Annotated in this window: 11 protein-coding genes; 10 read left to right on the top strand and 1 reads right to left on the bottom strand. The window is 74.8% G+C overall.

What is annotated here, in order from left to right; all coding sequences use genetic code 11:
- The first annotated feature begins 1 nt into the window (after nucleotide 1).
- From AQI70_RS38780 to AQI70_RS29220, 9 genes are all read left to right on the top strand, one after another.
- The gene (locus AQI70_RS38780; protein WP_107117105.1) at nucleotides 2–109 is read left to right on the top strand and encodes an MbtH family NRPS accessory protein; all 108 of its coding nucleotides are present in this window, start codon (nucleotides 2–4) and stop codon (nucleotides 107–109) included.
- A gap of 19 nt (nucleotides 110–128) precedes the next feature.
- Complete coding sequence (locus AQI70_RS29255; RefSeq protein WP_062155299.1) at nucleotides 129–3,845, top strand: AMP-binding protein; 3,717 nt, start codon at nucleotides 129–131, stop codon at nucleotides 3,843–3,845.
- On the top strand, nucleotides 3,836–4,930 hold the full coding sequence (locus AQI70_RS29250) for a MupA/Atu3671 family FMN-dependent luciferase-like monooxygenase (RefSeq protein WP_079051530.1): 1,095 nt from the start codon (nucleotides 3,836–3,838) through the stop codon (nucleotides 4,928–4,930). Before AQI70_RS29255 ends, AQI70_RS29250 begins: the two co-directional genes overlap by 10 nt.
- Before the next feature lie 34 nt (nucleotides 4,931–4,964).
- Nucleotides 4,965–9,602 carry a non-ribosomal peptide synthetase gene (locus AQI70_RS29245; RefSeq protein WP_159042708.1) on the top strand — a complete coding sequence of 1,546 codons (4,638 nt, stop codon included), beginning with the start codon at nucleotides 4,965–4,967 and terminating at the stop codon, nucleotides 9,600–9,602.
- The gene (locus AQI70_RS29240) at nucleotides 9,602–13,504 is read left to right on the top strand and encodes an amino acid adenylation domain-containing protein (RefSeq protein WP_062155295.1); all 3,903 of its coding nucleotides are present in this window, start codon (nucleotides 9,602–9,604) and stop codon (nucleotides 13,502–13,504) included. The genes AQI70_RS29245 and AQI70_RS29240 overlap by 1 nt, the downstream gene beginning before the upstream one ends.
- A complete protein-coding gene (locus tag AQI70_RS29235; RefSeq protein WP_062155292.1) occupies nucleotides 13,488–16,808 on the top strand; it encodes a non-ribosomal peptide synthetase in 3,321 nt (1,106 codons plus the stop codon). Before AQI70_RS29240 ends, AQI70_RS29235 begins: the two co-directional genes overlap by 17 nt.
- Nucleotides 16,805–18,862 (top strand): polyketide synthase, encoded by a 2,058-nt coding sequence (locus tag AQI70_RS29230; RefSeq protein ID WP_062155290.1) that lies wholly within the window; start codon nucleotides 16,805–16,807, stop codon nucleotides 18,860–18,862. Before AQI70_RS29235 ends, AQI70_RS29230 begins: the two co-directional genes overlap by 4 nt.
- Entirely contained in the window at nucleotides 18,859–19,617 is a 759-nt protein-coding gene (locus AQI70_RS29225; RefSeq protein ID WP_062155288.1) for a thioesterase II family protein, read from the top strand. The genes AQI70_RS29230 and AQI70_RS29225 overlap by 4 nt, the downstream gene beginning before the upstream one ends.
- Before the next feature lie 84 nt (nucleotides 19,618–19,701).
- Nucleotides 19,702–21,480, top strand: coding sequence for a beta-ketoacyl-[acyl-carrier-protein] synthase family protein (locus AQI70_RS29220; RefSeq protein WP_062155284.1), 1,779 nt, complete (start codon nucleotides 19,702–19,704; stop codon nucleotides 21,478–21,480).
- Between the two features lie 30 nt (nucleotides 21,481–21,510).
- On the opposite strand, the gene ku is transcribed toward AQI70_RS29220, so the two are convergent.
- Nucleotides 21,511–22,557, bottom strand: coding sequence for a non-homologous end joining protein Ku (gene ku / locus AQI70_RS29215; RefSeq protein WP_482255594.1), 1,047 nt, complete (start codon nucleotides 22,555–22,557; stop codon nucleotides 21,511–21,513).
- A 72-nt stretch (nucleotides 22,558–22,629) separates the two neighbouring features.
- Here ku and ligD point away from each other — a divergent pair, with 72 nt between their 5' ends.
- Nucleotides 22,630–23,511 (top strand): non-homologous end-joining DNA ligase, encoded by an 882-nt coding sequence (ligD, locus tag AQI70_RS29210; RefSeq protein WP_062155280.1) that lies wholly within the window; start codon nucleotides 22,630–22,632, stop codon nucleotides 23,509–23,511.
- Nucleotides 23,512–23,516: the final 5 nt, after the last annotated feature.

The raw sequence follows: 23,516 nt of genomic DNA, 5'->3' as shown, positions 1-23,516 counted from the left end.
CATGACCACCGATCCGTTCGAGGACGAGAACGGGACCTCCCTCGTCCTCGTCAACGCCCAGGGTCAGCACTCGGACCTGCGTCCCGACCGCACGGGTGCCGATGCCTGAGAAGGGGGCAACGGGGGCGTTGCACGGGGTACATGAACTCTTCGAGGAACAGGCTCGGCGGACACCGGCGGCGACCGCGCTGGTGCACGGCGACGAGCGGCTGAGCTACGGCGAACTCGACGCGCGCGCCGACCGGTTCGCCGGGCTGCTTCGTCGGCACGGCGTGCGGCCGGGGGCCCTGGTGGGGGTGTATCTGGAGCGGTCCGCCGAGATGGTGGTGGCGCTGCTCGGCACGCTCAAGGCCGGGGCCGGACATGTGCTGCTCGACCCGGACTTCCCGGCGCAGCGGCTGCGCGGGATGGCGGCCGACGCGGGGATCACCGTGGTCGTGTCCCGGCGCGGCACGGGGGCCGAAGAGCTCGGACTCGGCGCCGGGTCGGTGGCCGAAGAGCCCGGTCTCGGCGCCGGGTCGGTGGCCGAAGAGCTCGGACTCGGCGCCGGGTCGGTGGCCGAAGAGCCCGGTCTCGGCGCCGGGTCGGTGGCCGAAGAGCCCGGTCTCGGCGCCGGGTCGGTGGCCGAAGAGCCCGGTCTCGGCGCCGGGTCGGTGGCCGTGGAGGACGCCGAGAGCGCCCCGCCGCTCGACCGGGGTGCCGTCGCGGTACGGCCGCAGGACCCGGCCTGCGTGATGTTCACCTCCGGCTCCACCGGTCGCCCGAAGGGCATCGTGGCCTCCCATGCCGCGATCACCGGGACGTTGACCGGGCAGGACTTCGCCTCCTTCGGGGCGGGTTCGGTGTGGCTGCAGTGCTCCCCGGTGTCCTGGGACGCGTTCGCGCTGGAGCTGTGGGGTCCGCTGCTGAGCGGCGGCCTGTGCGTACTGCATCCGGGGCAGCGGCCCGACCCGGTGGTGATGGCCGGCCTGGTCGACCGGCACGCCGTCACCTCGCTGTATCTCTCCGCGTCCCTGTTCCAGGTGATCGTCGACGAGTGTCCGCGGGCCCTCGCCGGAGTACGCGAACTGATCGTCGGCGGCGAGCCGTTGCCGCCGGCCCACGCGGCCCGCGTGCTGGAGCGCTACCCGCAGCTGCGGCTGAGCAACGGCTACGGCCCGGTCGAGGGCATGGTCTTCCTGACCGTGCACCCGGTCACCGCCGAGGAGGTCCGTGACGGGCGCCCGGTCCCGATCGGCCGCCCGCTGAACGGCAAACGGCTCCTGGTGCTCGACGAGCGGCTGCGGCCGGTCCCGGACGGCGAGACCGGTGAGCTGTACGCCGCCGGGGCGGGCGTCGCCCTCGGCTACTGCGGCCGGCCCGAGCTGACCGCCGAGCGGTTCGTGGCCGACCCGTACGGTCCCGCGGGCGAGCGGATGTACCGCACCGGGGATCTGGTGCGGCGCCGGGCGGACGGGGTGCTGGAGTATCTGGGGCGGGCCGACGCCCAGGTCAAGATCCGCGGCTTCCGGGTGGAACCGGGCGAGGTGGAGACGGTCCTGACCGGCCATCCGGACGTCGTCCGGGCCGCGGTCGTCGCCCGGCCCGACGCGACGGGCGACAAACGGCTGATCGCGTACGTCGTCCCGCGCGAGGGGCGCCGACAGCCCCTGTCCGAGCGGGAGTTGCGCGACCACGCGGCCCGGGTGCTGGCCGACTACCTCGTCCCGGCCGCCTTCGTCCTCCTGGACGCGCTGCCCCTCACCCCCAACGGCAAGCTGGACCGCGCCGCCCTGCCGGAGCCCGGCCCGGTCACCGGCTCGCTCGGCTCGACGGCCGCACGACAGCCGTCGGGCGCGGCGGAGAAGGCGCTGTGCGGGCTGTTCTCCGAGGTGCTCGGGGTGGAGTCGGTGGGCCCGGACGACGACTTCTTCGCCCTGGGCGGCAACTCCCTGACGGTGGCCCGGCTGCTGGGCCGGATCCAGCTGACGCTGGGCGCGCGGGTCGGCGTACGGACGCTGTTCGAGTGCCGGACGCCGGGGGCCCTGGCGCCGCATGTGGAGAAGGCCGAGCCGGAGGGCGGCACCGACGTTCCGGCGCCTCTGCGGGACGGGGAGGCGCTGCCCCTGTCGTACGCCCAGCGCCGCCTGTGGTTCCTGGACCGGGTCGACGCGGGTACCGCGTACACCCTGCCCGTGCTGGTGCGGCTGCGCGGCGAGATCGACGCGCGGGCCCTTCGGGCCGCCCTCGGGGACGTGGCCGCGCGGCAGGCGGTGCTGCGCACCGTCTTCGAGGAGAGCGACGGCGAACCGGGGCAGCGGGTGCTGAGCGGTACCGAGGCCCTGCCTCGGCTGCGGCAGGTCCCGGTCACGTCGGGCGAGTTGGCGCGGGCCGTCAGCGAAGCCGCGCGGCACCGCTTCGACCTCGGCGCCGAACTGCCGCTGCACGCCGTGCTGTTCCATGTCCAGGACCGGCCGGGCGAGCACGCGCTGCTGCTCGTCCTGCACCACATCACCGGCGACGGCTGGTCCCTGCCCCCGCTGTTCCGGGACCTGTCGCGTGCGTACGCCGCCCGGGTCTGCGGCTCCGCACCCGAGCTCGCCCCGCTGCCCGTCCCGTACGCCGACTTCGCCCGCCGTCAGCAGCGGCGGCTCGGTTCCGCGGACGATCCCGCCTCCCTCGCCGCGACCCAGCTCTCCTACTGGCGCCAGGCGTTGGCCGGGCTTCCGTCCGGCGGCCCACTGCTCCCCCGCCGCCCCGGACGGCCGGCCGTGCCGGGGCGGGACGCCGCCACCGTCGTACGGCGGCTCGACGCGGGCGCGCACGCGCGGATCGTCGAGGCGGCGCGGGCGCAGGGCGCCACGCTCTTCATGGCGCTGCACGCCGCCCTCGCCGCCGCGCTGGTACGGGCGGGGGCCGGTGAGGATCTCGCGGTGGGCTCGCCGATCGCGGGGCGCGGGCAGGACGGCACGGTCGACGACGTCGTCGGGTTCTTCGTCAACATGCTGGTGCTGCGCACCGACGCCTCCGGCGACCCCACCGCCCGGCAGCTGCTCGCCCGTACCCGGGAGACGGCGCTGAACGCCTTCGCCCACCAGGACGTGCCGTTCGAGGAGGTGGTGGGCGCGCTCAACCCGGCGCGGCCACCGGGGCGGCAGCCGTTCACCGAGGTGGTGCTGGCGTTGCAGAACAACGCCCGCGCCGAGGTGGACCTGCCCGGCGCCGAGGCCGGCGTGGAGCCGCTGCGCACCGGCACCGCACGCTTCGAGCTGCTGGTCGACGTCACTGACGACCACGGCCCGTCGGGCGCGCCGGACGGTATGACGCTGGTCTTCGAGTACCGGACCTCCTGTCTGGAGCCGGAGTTCGTCCGGTGGCTGGCGGACGCGGTCGTCGAGGCACTGACCGCGGCGGCCGCCGACCCGGACGTACCGCTGTCCCGGCTCCCGCTGCCCGCCCCTCCCCGGCACGCGGACGGGACCCTCGACGCGGTCCGCGTCCCCGCCCCGGCCGGCGCGGCCCCGGCGGACTCGGCCCTGCACCGGGAGATCGCCGCCGTCTGGTCCGACGTCCTCGGCGTGGAGCGGATCGGCCCGTATGACGACTTCTTCCGGCTCGGCGGCAACTCCCTGCGCGCGGTACGGGTCGCGGCCCGCCTCAGCGGCGCCGGACGCACGGTGACCGCCGCCCAGCTGTTCACCTCCCCCACGGTCGCCGCCCTCGCGGCCGAGCTGGAGCGGGCATCCGCCGGGACGGCTCCGCCCGCTCCCGCTCCCATTCCGCGCCGGCCGCGCATTCCCCGGCAGCCCGGCCGTGACGGCCGTACCGACACCGGTCAGAGTCAGAAGGAGGTGCCATGGACCTGAGTGTGATGTTCTTCGGCGCCGATCAGCCCGCCGACCAGCCCACCGACCCGGCGGCCGACCCGGCGGCCGGGGGCGCCGCGCCCCGCCACCGCGAGGCCTACGACGACATCCTCACCGTCGCCCGTACCGCGGACCGGCTCGGCTTCCACGCGATCTGGACGCCGGAGCGGCACTTCCAGCAGGTGGGCCAGGTCTTCCCCAGCCCGCCGGTGCTCAGCGCGGCGCTCGCCGTCGCCACCGAGCGCATCAACATCCGGGCGGGCAGCGTCATCCTGCCGCTGCACCACCCGCTGCGGATCGCGGAGGACTGGGCCGTCGTCGACAACCTCTCGCACGGCCGGATCGGCCTGTCCGCGGCCACGGGCTGGCACTCCGCCGACTTCGTCCTGGCACCGGACAACTACGAGGGCCGCCGCGAGCAGACCCTCCGCGACATCCCGCTGCTGCGGCGGCTGTGGGCGGGCGAGCCCGGCGAGTTCACCGACGGCACCGGCACCGCGGTCTCCGTCCTGCCGCAGCCCCGGCCCGTGCAGGACACCCTCCCCCTGTGGCTGACCACCTCCGGCAACCCCGCGACCTGGGAGGCCGCCGGGCGCCTGCGCACCGGGGTCCTCGGGGCGACCGTCGGGCAGAGCCGGGAGGAGCTCGGCGAGAAGATCGCCCGCTACCGGGCCGCCTGCGCCGCCGCGCCCGACCAGGGCGGCACCGACGCACACGGCCGGGTGACGCTGATGGCGCACACGTTCGTCGGCGCGGACGACGAGGAGGCGCGGCGTCTGGCCGCCGTACCGCTGAAGCGGTACCTGCGCTCGTACGTGCGGCAGACCACAGCCAACCGCACCGCCGACAAGGCGACCGCGGAGCTCACCGGGGAACAGACCGCGCTGCTCGCCGAGTTCGCCTTCCACCGCTATCTGACCTGGGGCAGTCTGCTCGGCTCCGCCGAGACCTGCCGGAAGATGCTGGCCGGCCTGCGCGAGCTGGGCTGCGACGAGGTCGCCTGCTTCGTGGACTTCGGCCTGGGCCGTGACGAGGTGCTGGCCGGGCTGCACCGGCTGGCGGAACTCCGGGAGGAAGTGGCGTGACACGGGATCTCGCGAGGCTCCGGGAGGCAGCGGCGTGACGAGGACGACGGGGGCGGCCGGGGCGTCGATGGCCGAGCGGTTCAGCGCGCTCAGCGGTGAGCAGCGGGTGCGGCTGATGCGCCGGCTGGTGGAGTCCGGGCAGGCCGGGCTGATCCCGGCGGTCGTACCGCCGCGCGACGGGGACGGGCCGGTGCGGCTCAGCCCGGCGCAGGAGGACCTGTGGGTGTACGAGTCGCTGTATCCGGGCACCCCGGCCCTGAACCTGTGCTGTGCCTACCACTTCGACGAGACGGTCGAACCCGTCGACCCGGACCGGCTGGAGACCGCGCTGACGCTGGTGCGTGCCCGGCACGACGTCCTGCGGGCCCGCATCGGCGGGGAGCCGGGCGCGCTGTCCGTCACCTTCCCGCCCGAGGACCGCTTCGTCCTGGAGCGGGAGGACCTGCGGGGCACCGGCACCACCATCGCCGAGGCCTTCGAGACCTTCCGGCGCCGCCCCTTCGACCTGGCCGGAGGTCCGCTGATGCGGGCCCGGTACGTCACGGTCGACGACCGGCGGACCACGCTGATGCTGAGCCTGCACCACGTCATCGCCGACTGGTGGTCCTTCGACGTCCTCCAGGCCGAGTTCGCCGAGGCCCACCGCGCGCTGCGCGCCGGTACGGCACCGACGCTCACCCGGCCGCCGGTCCAGTACGCCGACTTCGCCTCCTGGCAGGGCGAGTTGGAGGCGGCCGGGGTCTTCGGGACGCGGCTGGCCTTCTGGCGCCGCTATCTCGCCGAGCCGCCGGGGCCGCTCACCGTGCCGGGCAGCGGACACGGCAGGTCCGACGGGGAGGGCATCGCACAGATCCCGTTCAAGGTCGACGCCCCGACCGCCCGGGCGGTGCGGATGCTGGCCCGGGAACGCGGCGCCTCCGTGTACGTCGTCCTGATGGCCGCCTTCGCGGTCCTGGCGCACCGGCTGACCGGCGCCGACGACCTGGTGCTCGGCACTCCCACCGCCAACCGGGCCGCCAAGGGCCTGGAGCGGGTCATCGGGTACGTCATGAACGCCATCCCCACCCGCTGGCGGATCCGGCCGGAGGACTCCTTCGCCGATGTACTGGCCCGGTTCGCCGCGGACTTCCCGGAGCTGATGGCCAACGCCGACGTGCCCGTGGGCCGGATCGTCTCGGCGGTCGCGCCCGACCGCAGTGCCGGGCGCTCCCCGCTGTTCCAGTGGGTCTTCATGCATCTCACCCAGCAGCGCAGCGTGGCCGCGCTGCGGGAGTTCAGTGAGCCGGAGCGCATCCACACCGGCGGTGAGCACGACCTGGTGGGCATCGTCCGGGACGCCGATGACGGCACCATGGACGGCAGCTTCGAGATCCGTACGGCCCTGTTCGGCGCCGACACGGTACGGCACTGGACGGACGCCTACCTGGAGCTGCTGCGCCGCTTCACGGCCGACCCCGGGGTGCCGCTCGCCGAGGTCGCCCTGGTGCCCGAGGCCGGCCTGCGGCGGCTGGCGCGGCTCGCGTCCGGCGGCCCCGCCCCCGAGCCGCTGGCCCTCCCCGACCTGGTGGCCCGGCAGGCGGCTCGCACCCCCGGCGCGCCCGCGCTGGAGGCCGAGGGTCTGCGGCTGACGTACGCCGAACTGAGCGAGCGGGTCGACCGGCTGGCCGCTGTGCTGACCCGGCACGGGGCGGGCCCCGGCCGCATCGTGGCCCTCGCCCTGGGCCGCACCGCCGCCCTGCCCCCGGCGCTGCTCGCGGTCCAGCGCACCGGCGCCGCATATCTGCCGATCGACCCCGACTATCCGCCGGAGCGCATCCGGCTGGCGCTGGAGGACGCGGCGCCGGTCCTGGTGGTGGCGGGTGAGCCCGGGGTGGTGCCGGAGACGGACGTCCCCACGCTGGTCCTCGACGAGCGGGCCTACGCCGAACCGCCGCTGGTGACCGGCGAGTTGGCGCCTTCGGCCGCCGCCTACGTCATCCACACCTCGGGCTCCACCGGCCGCCCCAAGGGTGTGGTCGTCCCGCACACGGGGCTGACGGCCCTCGCCCAGGGCCTCGTGGCGGCGCTGGCGCTGGACGCCGACAGCAGGGTGCTCCAGCTGGGCTCGCCCGCCTTCGACATCTCCGTGGCCGAGCTGTGTCTGGCCTTCGGGTCCGGCGGCACGCTGGTCGTACCGCCGGAGGGCCCGCTGGCCGGGCAGGAGCTGGCGGACGTGCTGACCGGCCGGCGGATCAGCTGCGCGCTGCTGCCGCCGTCGGTGCTGGCGACCGTGCCCGCCGGGGAGTACCCGCAGCTGCGTGCGCTGGCCGTGGGCGCGGAGGCGTGCCCGCCGGATCTGGTGGCCCGCTGGGCCGTCGGCGGGCGCCGGTTCCACAACGCCTACGGGCCCAGCGAGTGCACCGTCGCCGCCACCGTCTCCGGCCCCCTGACCGGCGACGGCACGGCACCGCCCATCGGCGGCCCGCTCCCGGGCACGCGCGTGTACGTCCTCGACGAGCGGCTGCGTCCGGTGCCGCCCGGGGTGTGCGGCGAGCTGTATCTGGCGGGTCCCGGTGTGGCGTACGGCTATCTGGGCCGGCCGGGCCTGACCGCCGAGCGGTTCGTCGCCGACCCGTGCGGGGCGCCCGGCGAGCGCATGTACCGCACCGGCGACCTGGCCCGCCGCCGGGACGACGGGCAGCTGGAGTACCTGGGCCGGTCCGACGACCAGGTGAAGATCCGTGGCCGGCGGATCGAGCCGGGCGAGATCACGGCCGTACTCGCCCAGCACCCCTCGGTCGGGCAGGCGGCGGCCGTCGTACGCGAGGACCGTCCGGGCAGGCCGCGGCTCGTCGCGTACGTCGTGGGCCACCCCGGCGCCGAACCGGAGCCGGGCGCGCTGCTGGCGTACGCCGCCGGGCGGCTGCCCGCCGCCCTGGTGCCGGCCGACGTGGTGGTGCTGGACGAGCTGCCGCTGGCGCCCAACGGCAAGCTGGACCGGGCGGCACTGCCCGCGCCGGGCAGCGGGCCGGGCGACTTGGGGCGTGCCCCGGCGGGTGTCCGCGAGGTCACCCTGTGCGCCCTGTTCGAGGAGGTGCTGGGCGTCGAACGGGTCGGTGCCGACGACGACTTCTTCCGGCTGGGCGGCGACAGCATCATGGCGATCCAGCTGGCGGGGCGGGCGGGGCTCGGCATCACGCCGCGTGATGTCTTCACGGCTCGTACGCCTGCCGTGCTCGCGCTGACGGCACGGGAGGCGGAGGACCTCGGGGAGGACTCCGGCACGGGGCGTTTCCCGCTCACTCCGGTGATGCGCTGGTGGCTCGCCCAGGGCGGGGACGCCACGGCGTTCACCCAGTCGATGGTCTTCCCCGTGCCGTGCGCCACGGACCGGGAGCGCGTCGAGGCCGCGGTGCGCGGGCTGGTCGAGCGGCATGGCGCCTTGCGGATGCGCCTGGTGGAGGGGGAGCTGGAGGTTCCGGAGGCCGTCCCCGAGGTGACGGTGGATCATGTCGCCCTGCCCGCTGGTGCCGAACCGCGTCAAGTGGCCGAAGAGTCGGCGGCGGCGGTGCGGCTCGACCCGGAGAAGGGCGAAATGCTGCGGGCCGCCTGGCTGGACGCCGGTCCCGGGCAGCGGGGACTGCTCGTGCTGACGGTGCACCATCTGGCGGTGGACGGGGTCTCCTGGCGGCTGTTGGGCCCCGAGCTGGCGGCCGGGCTCGCCGGGGAACCACTGCCGGACAGTCCGGGCACCTCCTTCGCGCGCTGGGCGCGGCTGCTGGCGCGGGAGGCGGTCCGGCCCGAACCTGCGGAGGCGGAGTCGGCCTGGTGGGAGCGGATGCTGGCCGGGCCGGACGCGCGGATCGCGGGCGGCCGGGGTGTCGGGGCGCGCCGCGCCGTGCTCACCGTCGAGCTGACGCCCGAGGTCACCGAGGCGGCACTGGCCGAGGTGACCGCGGCCTTCCACTGCGGCGCGGACGCCGTGCTGTTGACGGCACTGGCCGCGGCGGCGGTCCGGCGGCGCGGCGACGGCACCGGCCTGCTGGTCCATCTGGAGGGCCACGGGCGCGAGGCGCTCTCCCGGCCCGCCGACGTCTCGCGCACGGTCGGCTGGTTCACCACCCAGTACCCGGTCCGGCTGGACGCGGGCGACGCGCTCGGCGCGGACTTCTGGCAGCCCGGCCGGGAGGCGGCCGGTGCGGCGCTCAAGCAGATCAAGGAGCAGCTGCGGGCGGTCCCGTCGGGCGGCCTCGGCTGGGGTCTGTTGCGTCACCTCAACCCGGACACCGCCCCGAGGCTGGCCGCGCTGCCCGTCCCGGACCTGCGCTTCAACTACCTGGGCCGGTTCTCCGGCGGCGACACCGCGGACGGGGAGCTGCTCGGCATGACCGCGGACGCGCTGCCGCTCGGGCACGCCGTGGAGGTGGACGCGCTCGTCCTGGAGCGGGACGGCGGGCGGCTGTGTCTGAGCGCCGGGTTCTCCTACGCGCGCGGTGTGCTCGGCGAGGACGAGGTGCTGGAACTGGCCCGGCTGTGGTGCCGGGCCATCGAGGTGCTGGTCGAACACACCCGCCGTGACGGCACCGGCGGCCACACCGGCTCCGACTTCCCACTGGTCGACCTGTCCTCGGACCAGCTCGCCCTGCTGGAGGACGACCTGGCCTTCGCCCTGGACGACGAGGGGGACGACTGATGGGCGGCCGTATCGCGGACGTACTGCCGCTCTCCCCCGCCCAGGAGGGCCTGCTCTTCCACGCCCTGCGCGATCCGGAGCGCCCCGATCCCTATCTGGTGCAGGCCCGGTTCCGGGTCGCCCCCGGCATCCCGGCCGGGGCGCTGCGGGCCGGCGTGGCCGGGCTGCTGGAGCGGCACCCCAATCTGCGGGCGTGTTTCCGGCACGAGCACGTCGACCGGCCGGTGCAGGTGATCCCGGGCGCGGTGAAGGTGCCCTGGACGGAGACCGACCTCACCGGCCGGACACCGGACGGGACGGAGGCGGAGCTCGCGCGGCTCATGGCCGAGGACCGGGGCCGCCGCTTCGACCTGGCCCGGCCCCCGCTGGTGCGGGCGGCGCTGGTGCGCCACGACAAGGGCGCGGAGCTCCTGCTGACGCTGCACCACATCCTCCTCGACGGCTGGTCGCTGCCGTTGCTCGCGCGGGATCTGGAAGCGCTGACGACGGGCGCCGTGCTGCCGCCCGCCGTGCCCTTCAAGCAGTACCTGGTCTGGCTGAACGGCCAGGACCAGGCCCGCGCGGAGGCCGCCTGGCGGGCGGCCCTGGGCGGTCTGACGCGGCCCGCGCTGCTGTCCCCCGACGGGCCGGACGGCCAGGAGGACACGGTCGACGTCGAGCTGTCCGCCGAGCTGACAGCGGCGATCGCCCGGCGGGCCGCCGACGCGGGCGTCACCGTCAACACCGTGGCGCAGACCGCCTGGGCCCTGGTGCTGGCCCGGATGACCGGTGCCAAGGATCTGGTCTTCGGCGCGGTCGTCTCCGGCCGGCCGCATGATCTGCCCGGTGTCGAGCGGATGGTGGGGCTGTTCATCAACACGCTGCCGGTGCGGATCCGGCTGCGCTCCGGCGAGGGCGTCGACGAGCTGCTGGCCCGCGTCCAGGACGAGCGGCTGCGGCTGGCGCCGTATCACCACGTACGGCTGTCGCAGGTGCAGCGGGCGGCCGGCGCGGGCGAACTCTTCGACACGGTCCTGGCGTTCGAGAACTTCCCGCGCGCCGAAGGCCCCTCGCCGGCCGTGGAGCTGGTCGGGACGCGGGACGCGACGCACTACCCGGTGACGGTCGCCGTCGTCGCCGGGGAGCGGATGCTGCTGCGGGTGAGCTGCCGCCGGGGCATCTCGGCGGCCACGGTCGCCACCCGGCTGACGCGCGCCTTCGAGGTCCTGACGGCCGCGCACGGCACGCCGGCCGACCGGCTCGACGTCCTCCCACGGCAGGAGCGGCGGCAGCTGCTCGCCCTCGCCGAGGGCCCGGTGCGTGCGCTGCCCGGGGCGCTGAGCATCCCCGGGCGCTTCGCCGAGCAGGTGGCCCGTACGCCCGAGGCACCGGCCGTCGAGTCGGCGGGTGAGGTGCTGACGTACGGCGGTCTCGACGCCGCGTCCGGCCGGCTGGCGGGGCGGCTGCGGGAGGCGGGAGTGCGGCCCGGCGACACGGTGGCGCTGCCGCTGGCCCGTTCCGTGGCCATGGTCGTCGCGCAGCTGGCGGTGCTGAAGGCGGGCGCGTGCTGTCTGCCGCTGGATCGGGGGGCGCCGGCCGGGCGGCTGGGGGCGCTGGTGGGGGCGGCGGACGTGCGGGTGGCGGTCGCGGCCGAGGAGGTGCGGCTGCCGGAACACGTGAGGGTGCTGGGCCTGGACGGCGCCCGCGCGACCGCTCCGAGGGCGGCCGTGCACCCCGAATCCGCCGCCTACGTGATGTACACCTCCGGCTCGACGGGCGAACCCAAGGGCATCGTCACCCCGCACCGGGCCGTCGTCGAACTCGCCGCCGACACCCGCTTCACGGGCGGCGCCCACCGGCGCGTCCTCCTGCACAGCCCGCACACCTTCGACGCCGCCACCTACGAGACCTGGGTGCCCCTGCTGAACGGCGGCACGGTGGTGGTCGCCCCGCCCGGCCCCGTCACCCCCGACCTGCTCAGGAGGCTGCTGCCCGAGGCGCGGATCACCGCCCTGTGGCTCACCGCCGAACTGCTGCGCACCGTCGCGGAGATCGCGCCCGAGGTGCTCGGCACCCCGCGCGAGGTCTGGGCGGGCGGCGACGTGCTCGCGCCGGAGGCGGTGCGCCGGGTGCGTGCGCACTGCCCGGGCACGCGGGTCGTCAACGGCTACGGGCCCACCGAGACGACGGTGTTCGCGACGGCCCACCCCGTCGACGGTGATCCCGGAGCGGCCGTGCCGGTCGGGCGGCCGTTGGACAACACCCGTACGTACGTCCTCGACCGCCTCCTGCGCCCCGTACCGGCCGGGACGGTGGGCGAGTTGTACATCGCCGGGAGCGGGCTCGCCCACGGGTACCTGAACCGCCCCGGGCAGACAGCCGAGCGTTTAGTCGCCGACCCGTACGGGCCGGCCGGCGGCCGGATGTACCGCACCGGCGATCTGGCCCGCCGGACGGCCGACGGCGTCCTGGAGTTCGCCGGGCGCGCGGACGACCAGCTGAAGGTGCGCGGCGTCCGGATCGAACCGGCGGAGGTGGAGACGGCGCTGGCCGGCTGTCCCGGAGTGGTGCGCGCGGTGGTCGGCGCGGCTCCCGACCCGGCCGGGGGCAAGCGCCTGGTCGCCCACCTGGTCCTTGCGGACGACGTCACGCCGGACGCCGTACGGGAGCACGCGGCCCGGGTCCTCCCCGCGCACCTGCTCCCGTCCCTGTGGTCCCGCATCGACGCCGTCCCCCTCACCGCGCACGGCAAGGTCGACCGGGCGGCCCTGCCGGACCCGTCGGCGATCACCCCGCCGGCGCGGGCGCCGCGCACCGGGCTGGAGGGCGGCCTGTGCCGTCTCTTCGGTGAGGTGCTGGACGTCCCGGCGCACCCGGACACTGAGTTCTTCGCGGCCGGCGGGCACTCCCTGCTCGCCCTGCGCCTGGCCTCCCGTATCAAGGCCGAGCTGGGCGTCCGGGTCCCCGTCCCGCGCCTCTTCGAGGCGTCGACGCCCGCCGCGCTGGCCGACTGGCTCAGCGGCCCGGGTCCGGGCGCCGTCGACGACAGCCTCGCCCCCGTGCTCACCCTGCGCGCGGGCGGCGCGGACCGCACCCCGCTGTTCTGTGTGCACCCGGGGTCCGGCTTCGGCTGGTGGTACCGCGGACTCGTCCCACAGCTCGGCCAGGACCGCCCGGTGCACGTCCTGCAGACACCGGCCCTGAGCACCGGGGTCCCCCAGCTGGCGCCCACCGTCGGCGCGCTGGCCAAGTCGTACGTGGCGCGCATCCGCGCACTCCAGCCGCACGGCCCGTATCTGCTGATCGGCTGGTCCTTCGGCGGGCCGCTCTCCTACGAGATCGCGGTGGCGCTGCGCCGGGCCGGCGAGGAGGTCGCGCTGCTCGGTGTGGTGGACACCCTGCCCAAGCCGCCCGAGGTCGCCCGGATCCCCCTGGACCCGGCGGTCGTGGAGGCGAAGGTCCTGAGCATGCTGCTGCGCATCACCGCGCCCGAGGCACCCGTGCCGGCGACCCGGGCGGAGGCGTTCGCGCTGGCCCGGCACGACGAGAGCCTGATCGCCGGATTCGACGACGCGCGCACACACGCGCTGGTGGACACCATGGCCCACCACATCCGGCTGCACCGCGCGTGGAGCCCGCCGCCGTACGACGGCCGCGTGACCCTGTTCTCCGCGACGGAGGACCCCGAGGGCGTCACGACCGCGGAGAAGGTCGCGGGCTGGCTGCGCGGCGCCGCCGGAGTCGACGCCCACGACCTGCCGGGCACGCACTACGACGTCTTCGAACCGCCCCAGGCGGCACGGATCGCGGCGGTCGTCGAGAAGGCGGCACAGGACGCGACGCACAAGGCGGCACAGGACGCGGCACACAAGGCGGCACGGAACCGTACACAGGGGGAGCGAACCGTTGGACACAGCGACTGAACCATCGGACGGCACCGGCACGGAGGGCGGGGAACAGGGCGGGGAGTACGAGTTCCCAGCCTCCGACGCGCAGACCCGGCTGCTCGTCCTGGACCGGATGAACCCGGGCACCGCCCAGTACAACGTGCCCGCCGCGTACGCCGTGCGCGGCCCGTTCGACGTGGCCGCCTTCGGCCGCGCCCTGGACGGGCTGGTGGCACGGCACGAGTCGCTGCGGACGGTCGTAAGGACCGCCGAGGACGGCACGGCCGTGCAGATCGTGTCGGCGACGGGCCGGGCCGCGCTGCGCACCGAGCCCGCCGCACCGGCGGACGAGGTGGCACGGCGGATGCGCGCGGAGGCCGCCCGCCCCTTCGACCCGGCGACCGGCCCGCTGCTGCGCTGCACCCTGTACGCCGTGGACGACGGCAGCCACCGCATCCTGCTCGTCGCCCACCACCTGGTGTGCGACGGCTGGTCGCTGGGCGTCCTGCTGCGCGAGCTGTCGGCCGCCTACGAGAACGAGACCAAGGGCCTGCGCCACACGCCGCCCGAACTCCCGCTCCAGTTCCCCGACTTCGCCGCCTGGCAGCGGGAGCGGCAGGCGAACGGCGAGTACGCCGGCTCGGTCGCGCACTGGGCCGAACGGCTGCGGGGCGCCCCCGAGACGGTGCCGCTGCCGCTGGACCGGCCGCGCGGGGCGGTGCGTTCGGCGGCGGGCGGCACCGAGCGGTTCACGCTGCCGGCCCGGGTCCGTGAGCGGGTCGCCGAGACCGCGAGGGCGCGCGGCGGTACGCCGTTCATGGCGGTGTTCGCCGCGTACGCCGCGTTCGTGAGCCGTCTGTCCGGCGCCGATGACCTGGTGATCGGCTTCCCCGTCTCCGGCCGGGACCGCCCCGAACTCCAGGACATGGTCGGCATGCTCACCAACACCCTGGCCCTGCGCATCGACCTGTCCGGCGACCCGTCGTACCACGGCCTGATCGACCGCCTGCGCACCGCGCTGCTGGACTCCCAGCCCTACCAGGACGCCCCCTTCGAGGCGGTCGTGAACGCGGTGGCCCCGGCCCGGGAGATCAGCCACGACCCGGTCGTGCAGGTGGTGTTCGGCTACGACGACGACACGGAGCTGACGCTGGGGCTGGCCGGCGCGGAGGTCGAGCGGGTCCATGTGCCGCTGGCCACGGCCAAGTTCGACTTCCATCTCCAGGTGGAGCGGTGGGGCGAGGACCTCGCCGCGTATCTCATCTACCGCAGCGACCTGTTCGAGGCGGCGACGGTACGGCACTGGGTGCGCTGCTTCGAGACGCTGCTGGACGGTCTGCTGGAGCGGCCCGAGGCGCCCCTGTCGGCCATCGACATGCTCCCGGCGGACGAGAGGGAGCGGCTGCTGGCCCAGGGGACTGCGACGCCCCTCAGGGGCGCGGGAAACTGCGCGGCCGGCCACGCCGAGCCCGCAGACGCCCGACGACGGGACGCGGCGCACACCACGCAGCGCCTGGTACCCGACCTCGTGGCGGACCGTGCCGCCGAACGGCCGCAGGCCACCGCACTGGTCTGCGGCGATGTGCGTCTGACGTACGCCGAACTCCTCCGACGCGCCGACCACCTGGCCGCCCGGCTGCACGCACAAGGCGTCCGCCGGGGGCACCGCGTCGGGCTCCTGCTGCCCCGCGGCGCCGACATGGCCGTCGCCGCCCTCGCGGTCCTGCGCGCGGGTGCCGCGTACGTGCCGCTGGACCCGGCGCACCCGGCCGCCCGCCTCGCCCACATGGTCGCCGACTCGGGCACGTCCCTGCTGCTCACGGCGGAGGGGACGACGGGCCTGACGGGGTCGGACGTCCCGGGGCTGCGGGTGGACGAGGACACCGAACCGACTGCCGCGGTCGACCCGGTGGCGTGCGCGCCCAGTGACCTCGCGTACGTCCTCTACACCTCCGGCTCCACCGGCGTCCCCAAGGGCGTGGCGGTCGAGCACCGCGCCCTGCTCAACCTCGCGGTGAACGTGCGCCCCGTGTTCCCGGTGACGGAGACCGACCGCGTGCTGCAGTTCGTGTCGTTCGGTTTCGACGTGGCCGTCTCCGACCTGTTCTTCCCCTGGGTCGCGGGCGCGGAGCTGCACATCGCGCGGGAGGACGAGCGGCTGGGCGAGGCGCTCCAGGCCCGGCTCAGGGACTCCGGTATCACCTATGTCTTCCTGCCGCCGTCAGCCGCGATGACCCTGCCCCGCGCCCCGGGCGCCCTGCCCGGGCTGCGCACGCTCGCGGTGGGCGGCGAGGCGTGTCCGGCCGAGCTGGTGGAGCGGCTCGGCGAAAAGGGCCGCCGGATCGTCAACGCGTACGGTCCGAGCGAGGCCACGGTGTACTCCACCACGGCCGAGCTGCGCCCGGGGGAACCGGTGGTGATCGGCCGGGCGGTCCCGGGCACCCGCGCCCGTGTCCTGGACCGGCGGCTGCGTCCGGTCCCGGTCGGCGTGACCGGCGAGCTCTACGTGGCCGGTGCCTCCCTGGCCCGCGGCTACATCGGCCGGCCCGGCATGACCGCCGAACGCTTCGTGGCCGACCCGTACGGGCCGCCCGGCAGCCGGATGTACCGCACCGGAGACCTGTGCCGCATCGACGCGCACGGCGTTCTGCACTATCTCGGCCGCGGCGACTCCCAGGTGAAGCTGCGCGGCCACCGGATCGAACTCGGCGAGATCGAGGCCCTGTTGGCGGGCCGTGGCGAGGTCACGGTCGCCGCGGCGGCGGTACGCGGCCAGGGGGCGGAGCAGCGGCTCGTGGCGTACGTCGTCACCTCCCGCGAGGTGCCGGACGCGGCACTGCGGGCCCATCTGGCCGTGCGGCTGCCCGGCTACATGGTCCCCGAGGTCTTCGTGCGCGTGCCGGAGCTGCCGCTGAACCGCTCCGGCAAGATCGACCGGTCGCGGCTGCCCGAACCGCCTTCGGCGCGGCGCGGGTCGGGCGAGGCGTACGCCGCTCCCCGCACCGAGTCCGAACGGCGCGTGGCCCGGGTGTGGCAGCAGGTGCTGACCCTGGACCGGGTCGGCGTCCACGACAACTTCTTCGACCTGGGCGGCAATTCAATACGGCTGCTGGCCGTGCTCGCGGCGCTCCAGGAGCACCCCGAGTACCGGGACCTCACCCTGATGGACCTGTTCCGGCACCCGACGGTCGCCGCCGTGGCGGCCCGGCTCGACACCCCGGCCGAGGACACCGCACCCCACCCCGCGCCCCATGAGGAAGCGGCCCGGCGAGGCAGCGCCCGCCGTGAGCGCCAGGCGGCCCTGCACAAGCTCCGTTCCAGGAAAGGCACGACACGATGACGACCGAGGAAGTCCCGACGCAGGACCCGACGCGGGGTCTCGAATCCGCGGTGGCCGTCGTCGGCATGAGCGGCCGCTTCCCCGGCGCGCCGGACCTGGAGGCCTACTGGGCCAACCTCCGCGACGGCGTCTGCTCCCTGTCCACCTTCACCGAGAAGGAGCTGCTGGCCGACGGAGCGGACACGGCGGAGCTGCGCAACCCCGCCTACGTCGCCGTCCAGGGCCGGCTGCCGGACGCGGACCGCTTCGAGGCGGACCTGTTCGGCTTCGGCCGCACCGAGGCGGCGGCGCTGGACCCGCAGCACCGGGTGCTGCTGGAGACCGCCTGGGCCGCCCTGGAGGACGCGGGCCACGCCCCGCTGAACGCGCCGCCCCGCACCGGCGTGTACGTGGGCGGCAGCCCGACGGAGCACGCGCTCGCGGCCGGCACGGACCCGGCGCTCGCGGCGTCGATCGGCGCCCTCCAGGTCCGTATCCTCACCGACCGCGAGTTCCTGGCGCCCTGGATCTCCTACCGGCTGGGCCTGGACGGGCCCAGCATGACGGTCCAGACGGCCTGCTCGACGTCCCTCACGGCGGTCCACCTGGCCGTCCAGGCGCTCCTCCTCGGCGAGTGCGACACCGCCCTCGCGGGCGGCGTGGCCCTCGGCAGCGTGCGCAGGCAGGGATACGTCCACTACCAGGGCGGGATCTTCTCCCCGGACGGCCGCTGCCGCCCCTTCGACGAGAAGGCGGCCGGTACGGTCCCCGGCAGCGGGGTGGGCGTGCTGGTGCTGCGCCGGCTGGAGGACGCGCTGGCCGACGGTGACCCGGTGCGCGCGGTGATCCGGGGCACGGCGGTCACCAACGACGGTTCCGGCAAGGTGGGGTTCACCGCGCCCGGGGTGGACCAGCAGACGGCCGCGATCACGGAGGCGTGGGCGGCGGCGGGGCTGGAGCCGTCGGCGGCGCAGTACGTGGAGGCGCACGGGACGGGGACCGAGCTCGGGGACCGGATCGAGCTGGAGGCGGCGAGTGCGGCCTTCGCGGGCGGCGCGGGCATCGGCCTCGGCTCCGTGAAGTCGAACATCGGCCACGCGGACGCGGCGGCCGGGGCGGCGGCGCTGATCAAGACGATCCTGATGCTGGAGCACGCCACGCTGGCGCCGACGGTGGACGTCACCAGCCCGGTCGCCGCCCTCCGGCAGTCCCCGCTGCGGCTGGTGACCGAGGCGGAGCAGTGGCCGAGCCGGACGGGCCTGCCACGGCTGGCGGGGGTGACCTCGGTGGGCATCGGCGGTACGAATGTGCATGTGGTGGTGCAGGAGGCGCCCGAGCCCCGGCCGCGCCCGCGTGCCGCCGGGCAGCCGGTGGTCCTGCCCCTGTCGGCCCGCACGGAGCCGCAACTCGCCGTGCTCGCCGAGCGGTTGGCGGAGCGGCTGCGCGCTGCGGACGCCCCGTCCCTGGCCGCTGTCGCGCACACCCTCCGTACCGGCCGGGTGGCGATGCCGGTACGCGCGTACGTCGTGGCCGGCGAGCCGCAGGAGGCGGCCGAGAGGCTCACGGAGCTTGCGGGAGGCCGCCTGGGCACCACGGCCGACGCCCTGGGCGAGGCGTGGCTGCGCGGCGAGGAGGTGGCCTGGCCGGTCCTCGACGGGGAGGTACGGCGGGTGCGGCTCCCCACCTACCCGTTCGCGGGGGAGAGCCATGGCGCGCTGACGCTCCGACAACCACCGGCACAGGCGTCCCCGGAGCCGGAGGCGCCCGATCCCTCGCCCCCGGGCCCGGCGGGCGAACTCGAAGCCACGGTGGCCCGGCTGGTGATCGAGGCGCTCGACCTCGACGGGGCCGCCGGTCTGGCACAGACGTACTTCGAGGCGGGCGGCGACTCGCTGACGGCCGTTCATCTCGCCGGACGGCTCCGCGACGAGGTGGGCATCGACGTACCGATCCAGCTGTTCCTGGAGCCGGTCACGCTGAAGGACATGACGACGCGGATCGTCGGGATGAAGCAGAGCGGTGACGCGGACGGCGCTCTGGACGCCCTCCTCTCCGAGTTCGAGGCGGAGTCATGACCGTGCCGGACAGCACGACCCGTTGGCTCAGGGGCCTGAGCGAACCGGACGCGAGGATCCGCCTGGTGTGCTTTCCGCACGCCGGCGGGGCGGCGGGCTTCTTCCATGACTGGGGAGCGCTGACACCACCGGAGATCGAGGTGGTGTCGGTGCAGTACCCCGGCCGCCAGGACCGCCTGTACGACCCGTGCGCGAGCACGCTGGAGGAGCTGGCGGACGCGATCACCATGGCCCTGCTGGCGGAGCCGGCCGACGACCTGCCGTTGGCGCTGTTCGGCCACAGCATGGGTTCGGCGGTGGCGTACGAGGTGGCCCGCCGGCTGGAGGACGTCCCCGGCCGCACCCTCACCCGCCTGATCGTGTCGGGCCGGGCCAGACCCCGCCTCCCGCAGGAGTCCGCGCCCCGCCCGGCCCCGACCGACGCCGAGATCCTGAACCGCGTCCGCCTGTTGGACCCCAAGGGTGCCGCCGTCTACGACCACCCCGAGCTGCGGCCCATGATCATGCCGTCGCTGCGCGCGGACTTCGGCCTGCTGGCGGCGTACCGCCCGGCTCGCCTGCACCGTCTGGGCGTTCCCGTCACGGCGTGCGGGGGCGATCGCGACCCGGCGTGCGCGCGCGGGGAACTCTCGTCCTGGTCGGACGTCACGACGGAGGGCCTGGACGTCCGGATCTTCGAGGGGGACCACTTCTATCTCGGTCCGCGCAAGGAGGAGTTGCTCGCGCTCATCACCTCGCATCTGTCACCGCTGTGACGAGGCGGCTCGCCGTCCGGACGTGCAGGCCCCGAGGAAACCGGGCATGTTCCCCTTTCAACCACCTCAGGGAGCCCGCACACGATGCCCGAGTCCTGCGAAGCGCCGGAACCCCCCACAAGTCCCCACACGGTCAGCGCCGCAGAGGTCGTCCCGGGCGACCTGGTCGCCCTGTCCCCACCGGACGCCGAACGACAGCGGTGGTACGTCGTGACGCACACACTGCCCGAGTCGCCGGAGACGATCCGGGTGACGCTGCGGCCGCCGCTCGGCGGGGTGGACCGCGAGGAAGTGGTCGGCCGGGCCAGGCGGATGACGGTCGCCTGCCGCCGGGTGGACGTGGGGGCCGTACCCCGGCTGTCGTCACCCCCGCTCGACGAGGTCGGGTTCCGGGACGGGGACCGGGTGAGCCGCCTGCGGGCGGTCGACCCGCAGGGCGTCGAGGTGACGTATGTGCGGCGGTGGGGAGTCTGGCACCGGGACCTGGACGAGGTCTCGGGCCCGGACCCGGCCGTGTCCGACGACGAGGTGCGACGGTGGGCCGCCGAAGCCGACCGGGAGGGCTATGTCGTACGGCATCGGGCGCGGGCCCGGAGCGAGGCCGCCGCGGTCACGCCCCGGAGGGTCGTCGTCACCGGGCTCGGGGCCGTCACACCGCTGGGCGTCGGGGCCGGCGAGTTGTGGCAGGGGCTGCTCGACGGACGGCACGGGATAAGGGAGTTGCCGGAGGAGGAGTTCGCCGGGCTGCCCGTGCGGGTCGCCGGTGTCGTGCCCGTGGACCCCGGTGAGCTACTGCCCCGGCCGGTGGCGCGACGGATGAACCGGGCCGCGCGGTTCGGGGTGCTGGCCGCTCGGGAGGCATGGGCCGACGCCGGGTTCGCGGCGGGCGGCACCCGGGAGAGCGGGATCGATCCCGAGCGGGTGGGGGTGAGTCTGGGGGCGATTCTCGGGGACGCGTCCGTGCTCGTGGGCGGGGACCGGAAGCTGAGGGAGAAGGGCCCGCGGGCCGTCTCCCCGCTCACCACCCCCATGACCGTGCCCTCGCAGGCCGCCTCCCAGATCTCGCTCGATCTGCACATCACCGGCGAGGCCCGGACCGTGACGAGCGCGTGCGCATCGGGGACCGAGGCGATAGGGCAGGCGATCGACCGGATACGGCACGGACGCATCGACCTCGCCCTCGCGGGCGGTGCCGAAGCCGTCGTCACGCCGGCGATCATGGCGTCCTTCGCTGCGATGCGGGCCCTGGCCGACGGGGACCCGGCGGACGGTTCGCCCTCCCGCCCCTTCGCCAAGGACCGGGCCGGGTTCGTCAACGGCGAGGGCGCCGGGGTGCTCGTCCTGGAGGCCGAGGAGCACGCGCGGGCCCGTGGAGCGCGCGTCTACTGCGAGGCCGCGGGATGGGGACTGTCCGCCGACGCCCACCACATGGCGGCGCCCGACCCGTCCGGCACCGGGGTCGCGCTCGCCCTGCGCCGGGCACTGCGGGACGCCGGGGGTCATGTCGTGGACGTCGTCCACGTCAACGCCCATGCCACCGCGACGATCGAGGGCGACCTCGCGGAAGCGGGCGCGCTGCGAGCGGTCCTCGGCCGCCGCTCCGTGCCGGTCACCACCCTCAAGGGCCACCTCGGGCACCTCCAGGGCGCCGCGGGCGGGGTCGAGGCCGTCGCCGCCGTACTGACCCTGCATCACGGGCTGGTACCGCCGACCGTGGGCTGCGCGGAGGTCGACGACGCGATCGACCTGGACGTGGTGCGCGGGGCACCGCGGGCGCTGCCGGAGGACGGCGACCTGGTGCTCAGCAACTCGTTCGGGTTCGGCGGGCACAACGCGGTGCTGGCGCTGCGGCGGATGCGGTGAGCAGCGGGGCAGACGCCCGCCCGCTCCCCGTCACGCCGTGCGCTTGCGGGACGTGGTCTTCTTCTCCGGGGTCTTCTTCTCCGTGCTCTTCGCCGCGTTCTTCGCCGTGCTCTTCGCGGTCGTCTTCTTCGCCCCCTGGGCCGTCTTCGACGTGGACTTCTTGGCCGATGCCGCGGTCTTCTTGGCCGCCGTCTTCTTCGTCGTCGCCGTCGACTTCTTGCCGGCCGTCTGCTTCGGGGCCGCTCTGGCCGTCTTGCGCTGGGGCAGGCGTCTGACGTCCGCCGCCTCCTCCGGCTGCTCGCCCCGCGACTCCTTCGCCGCCCGTACGCTCTTCTCCAGCGCCGCCATCAGGTCCAGCACCTTGCCCGCCCGCGCCGGTTCGGGGGCCTCCGGCGGCGCCTCCCCTGCGGCCTTCGCGGCGACGACCTCCTCCAGGGCCTCGCGGTACTCGTCGTGCAGCTCTTCCAGGTCGATCTCACCGAGGGTGTCCATCAGGGCGTCCGCGAGGTCCAGTTCCTTGTCGTTCACCGTGACCCTCGTATCCGGCGCCACCCCCTCGGGCTCCCGCACCTCGTCCGGCCACAGCAGCCCGTGCATGGCGATGGCGTCGCCGACGACCCGGAGCATGCCCAGCCGTTCCTTGCCCCGGAGCGCGAACTTGGCGATCGCGACCTTCTGGCTGCGCTTGAGCGCCTCCCGCAGGAGGGTGTACGGCTTCGCGGCCGGGGCGCCGCCCGCCGCGAGGTAGTACGCCGCGTCCATCTGGAGCGGGTCGATACGGTCGGCCGGAACGAACGCCACGATCTCGATCGTCTTCGCGGTCGGGAGCGGAAGGTGGGCCAGGTCCTCGTCGGTGATCGGGATGATCGTGCCGTCCGCGTCCTCGTACCCCTTGCCGATCTCCGCCTGGCTCACCTCACGGTCGTCCAGCTCGCAGACCTTGCGGTAGCGGATCCGGCCGCCGTCCTCCGTGTGGATCTGGCGGAAGGAGATCGAGTGGCTCTCGGTGGCGTTCACCAGCTTGATCGGAATGCTGACCAGGCCGAACGAGATGGCGCCGTTCCATATGGATCGCACGTGCAGCACCCTTTCGGTCGGTTTGCCAGGATTTGCTCAGATATCACGCGGCATATCTGGAATTCTCATCGTATGACGCCGATCACAGAGGTGGAGGGGCGACGGCTCGCGCTCAGCAATCTGGAGAAGGTGCTGTATCCGGCGACCGGCTTCACCAAGGGCGAGATGCTGCACTACTACGCCACCACCGCCGACGCCCTGCTGCCGCACCTGCGGGATCGGCCCCTGTCCTTCCTGCGCTATCCCGACGGCCCGGACGGCCAGGTGTTCTTCGCCAAGAACGTCCCGCCGGGCACCCCCGACTGGGTCACCACCGCCGAGGTCCCCCGCGTCGAGGGGCCGGCGCGCATGGTGCTCGTGCAGGACCTCGCGAGTCTGATGTGGGCCGCCAACCTCGTCACCGAGTTCCATACGCCCCAGTGGGTGATCGGCGCACCCGGCGAGGCCGACCGGCTGGTCTTCGACCTCGACCCCGGCTCGCCCGCGACCGTGGTCGAGTGCTGCGAGGTCGCCCTCTGGCTACGGGAGCGGCTGGCCGCCGACGGCATCGAGGCCTACGCCAAGACCTCCGGCTCGAAAGGACTGCATCTCGCCGCGGCCATCCGGCCCGCCCCCTCCGAGCAGGCCGCCGAGTACGCCAAGGAACTCGCCGTGGAGGCCGAGAAGGCCATGCCCCGGCTCGTGATCCACCGGATGACCAGGAGCCTGCGGCCCGGAAAGGTCTTCGTCGACTGGAGCCAGAACGCCGCCCGCAAGACGACGGCCACCCCCTACACCCTGCGCGCCCGCCGCGCCCCCACCGTCTCCGCCCCGGTGACCTGGGCAGAGGTGGCGGACTGCCGCTCCCCCGGCAACCTGACCTTCCTCGCCCCGGACCTCGCTCCGCGCCTACAGGACTACGGCGACCTGCTGGCCCCGCTGCTCGACCCCGACCGGGCGGGTCCGTTGCCCTGACTCGG

The organism is Streptomyces curacoi, from assembly GCF_001513975.1.
Classification (GTDB): Bacteria; Actinomycetota; Actinomycetes; order Streptomycetales; family Streptomycetaceae; genus Streptomyces; species Streptomyces curacoi.
Note: the sequence above shows the minus strand (reverse complement) of the source record. Positions and strands in the feature narration are given on the sequence as shown.

Bases quoted from the DNA above. Each gene is read 5' to 3' on its own strand.
- AQI70_RS29240 (WP_062155295.1), top strand. From the start codon at position 9,602: ATGGGCGGCCGTATCGCGGACGTACTGCCGCTCTCCCCCGCCCAGGAG.
- ligD (WP_062155280.1), top strand. From the start codon at position 22,630: ATGACGCCGATCACAGAGGTGGAGGGGCGACGGCTCGCGCTCAGCAAT.
- AQI70_RS29250 (WP_079051530.1), top strand. From the start codon at position 3,836: ATGGACCTGAGTGTGATGTTCTTCGGCGCCGATCAGCCCGCCGACCAG.
- AQI70_RS38780 (WP_107117105.1), top strand. From the start codon at position 2: ATGACCACCGATCCGTTCGAGGACGAGAACGGGACCTCCCTCGTCCTC.
- AQI70_RS29230 (WP_062155290.1), top strand. From the start codon at position 16,805: ATGACGACCGAGGAAGTCCCGACGCAGGACCCGACGCGGGGTCTCGAA.
- AQI70_RS29220 (WP_062155284.1), top strand. From the start codon at position 19,702: ATGCCCGAGTCCTGCGAAGCGCCGGAACCCCCCACAAGTCCCCACACG.
- AQI70_RS29225 (WP_062155288.1), top strand. From the start codon at position 18,859: ATGACCGTGCCGGACAGCACGACCCGTTGGCTCAGGGGCCTGAGCGAA.